This is a genomic window from Lyngbya sp. CCY1209, from assembly GCF_035615495.1.
Lineage (GTDB): Bacteria > Cyanobacteriota > Cyanobacteriia > Cyanobacteriales > Microcoleaceae > Limnospira.
Genome location: NZ_JAJENU010000508.1, coordinates 1 through 1,517, shown reverse-complemented (window position 1 = coordinate 1,517; position 1,517 = coordinate 1). Strand labels below are relative to the sequence as shown.

The 1,517-nt window shown below is 51.6% G+C and carries 4 protein-coding genes; 1 reads left to right on the top strand and 3 read right to left on the bottom strand.

Features of this window, described 5'->3' with window-relative positions; all coding sequences use genetic code 11:
- The first annotated feature begins 179 nt into the window (after window positions 1-179).
- Entirely contained in the window at window positions 180-458 is a 279-nt protein-coding gene (locus LKE08_RS16350; protein WP_324705311.1) for a UPF0175 family protein, read from the top strand.
- 116 nt (window positions 459-574) lie between these two features.
- Here the strand turns inward: LKE08_RS16350 and LKE08_RS16345 are convergent, their stop codons facing one another.
- The 3 genes from LKE08_RS16345 to LKE08_RS16335 all read right to left on the bottom strand — a co-directional run.
- Window positions 575-973 (bottom strand): type II toxin-antitoxin system VapC family toxin, encoded by a 399-nt coding sequence (locus tag LKE08_RS16345; protein WP_324705310.1) that lies wholly within the window; start codon window positions 971-973, stop codon window positions 575-577.
- A gap of 3 nt (window positions 974-976) precedes the next feature.
- The gene (locus LKE08_RS16340; protein WP_233497750.1) at window positions 977-1,252 is read right to left on the bottom strand and encodes a hypothetical protein; all 276 of its coding nucleotides are present in this window, start codon (window positions 1,250-1,252) and stop codon (window positions 977-979) included.
- Window positions 1,253-1,517, bottom strand: a 265-nt coding sequence (locus tag LKE08_RS16335; RefSeq protein ID WP_324705309.1) for a hypothetical protein, incomplete at its 5' end; no start/stop codon positions are given.

Sequence of the window (1,517 nt, the reverse complement as noted above, 5' to 3'; positions counted from 1 at the left end):
GGCTGAAACCCAGGCTGTGATGGCAATCTAGCAATCCGCCGTAACCCACCGTTTAAGGTGTGTCGGTCCAGTAGTAGTGTGAAACGATCGGTCAAAATCTTTCGGCTCGGAGCCCCCAGAATTGGGGGTTTGGGGGCGAGAAGATTTTCGGCTCATAGTATTGAATCGGGTTCGGTGAAATGAGCATTTTTGTTGAATTTCCAGAACAGTTGTTGGTGGCTTGTCGGGAAGAACCGGAAGAGTTTAAGCGACGGGTGATGATTTTGACTTTGGGTCAACTCTATGAAGAGGGTAAAATTTCTTCGGGGGTGGCGGCGGAGGTTTTGGGATGCGGACGTTTGGAGTTTTATCGTTTGATTGGCGAACGGGGATTTGCCGCGATCGACTACACCGAAGCTGAGTTTGAAGAGGAGGCGAAAACCAGTCGAGAATTGGCCGAGAAATTGAGGGATCGATGAAGGTTGTTGTCAATGCGACGCCATTAATTGCTTTGAGTCTCATCGATCGCTGGCAACTGTTACCCCGGTTATTTGATGAGATTTTGATCCCGCCCACGCGATCGAACGGTTGAAAATCAACCGGGAATTAAACGGTCTTTGAGTTCTTCATACCGAGGAAAAACAGAATCTAGACTGACCAATGAAGCCTCATGCATGAGGGCGGTTGCAATGATAATCCGGTCGGCCGGATCGCGATGATGCTCCGGTAGTTGAGACGCTTTGATCGCAATGGGGCGATCGACGGGTAACACCTGAATGTCTCCTTCCAGGGCGATCGCCACCCATTCATCAAGAGAAAGATCGAGCTGGACGCGCTGTCGCTTAACCAGTTGCCCGAGTTCCCAACAGGAAATTGCACTGATGGCAATGCTGTCCGCCGTTTCTATCTCTTCGATCGGGTTTTCAGCCAGGGCAAAACGACTGGACTGGGGGTTGTGCCAGCGTATCCAAATGTGAGTATCAAGTAATAGCATGGCTCAGGAGGATTCCCAATCAGAGTCCGGGGTGGTGGGTGCGATGAGATCGTCAAATAGGTGAACTGTACCCGCCAGTTTTTCAGAAGGTCGGCGACGCGGTGGAGTTGTCACCGATTCCTGGGAGCTGATGGGGAGAACGATCACTTCATATTGTTGGTCGCCTGTCAGTGACGGAGGGAGATCGATAATCAGTTGCCGATTGACGGGTTGGGTGATGATTCGCAGAGCTTCCATTACGGCTTTCAACTCAGTTTGAATGGGTTTAAATTTTAGCACTTAATTGTCCCAACCGTTTGTTATCAACTCCGAAAAGTTGGCAGAAACCAGATACAATGCGATGGGTGCTTCGCACAGGCTGCGCGATCGCTCCCATCCCGTCAACCCCCAGCGCTCATGGCCCCATCGGAATTGCTGACGACACCCGTTGTTGCGATCGCATTCCGGCGCCCGGACACGACGCGGAAGGTGTTTGATGTGATGCGGCGGGTGAAGCTGTCCCAACAGAAGCGCGATCGCACCGGATATTGACTCCTGTAACTCA

Excerpts from the sequence above, each read along its gene's own strand:
- LKE08_RS16350 (WP_324705311.1), top strand. The coding sequence starts at position 180 with ATGAGCATTTTTGTTGAATTTCCAGAACAGTTGTTGGTGGCTTGTCGG.
- LKE08_RS16345 (WP_324705310.1), bottom strand. The coding sequence starts at position 973 with ATGCTATTACTTGATACTCACATTTGGATACGCTGGCACAACCCCCAG.